Below are 547 nucleotides of genomic sequence, written 5' to 3'. Positions count from 1 at the left end.
GGACGATTGCCGGAACACTCGAGATGCACCAAGCATTCGAACGGGAACTTGCGACATTCAAGCACACGGAAGCAGCACTCGTCTTCCAGTCGGGATTCGCAACGAATCTCGGTGTCTTATCGGCACTGCTCGGTCCGGAAGACGTCGTCATCTCGGATGAGTTGAACCACGCTTCGATCATCGACGGGATTCGTCTGACGAAAGCGAAACGCCGGATCTATAAACACGTCGACTTGGCGGATCTTGAAGCGGCCTTACAAGAAACACAAGACGCGCGGACGCGCCTTATCGTCACGGACGGTGTCTTCTCGATGGACGGAAACATCGCACCACTTCCAGAAATCGTTGAATTAGCCGAGCGTTATGACGCACTCGTCATGGTCGATGACGCTCATGCGTCAGGTGTGCTTGGGAAAGCGGGACGCGGTACGGTCAATCACTTCGGTCTTGACGGACGTGTTGCTCTTCAAGTTGGTACGCTCTCAAAAGCTATCGGTGTCCTTGGCGGATACGTCGCGTGTGAACAGCACGTCAAAGATTATCTGAT

At 53.9% G+C, this 547-nt stretch carries 1 protein-coding gene; it reads left to right on the top strand.

Going from position 1 to position 547, the window contains the following annotated elements; translation table 11 throughout:
• Nucleotides 1-547: aminotransferase class I/II-fold pyridoxal phosphate-dependent enzyme (locus tag B3M90_RS14485; RefSeq protein WP_290784750.1), on the top strand; the 547-nt coding region annotated here is incomplete at both ends.

Origin of the sequence: Exiguobacterium sp. UBA6309 (genome assembly GCF_002439205.1) — a bacterium.
Lineage (GTDB): Bacteria > Bacillota > Bacilli > Exiguobacteriales > Exiguobacteriaceae > Exiguobacterium_A.
Note: the sequence above shows the minus strand (reverse complement) of the source record. Positions and strands in the feature narration are given on the sequence as shown.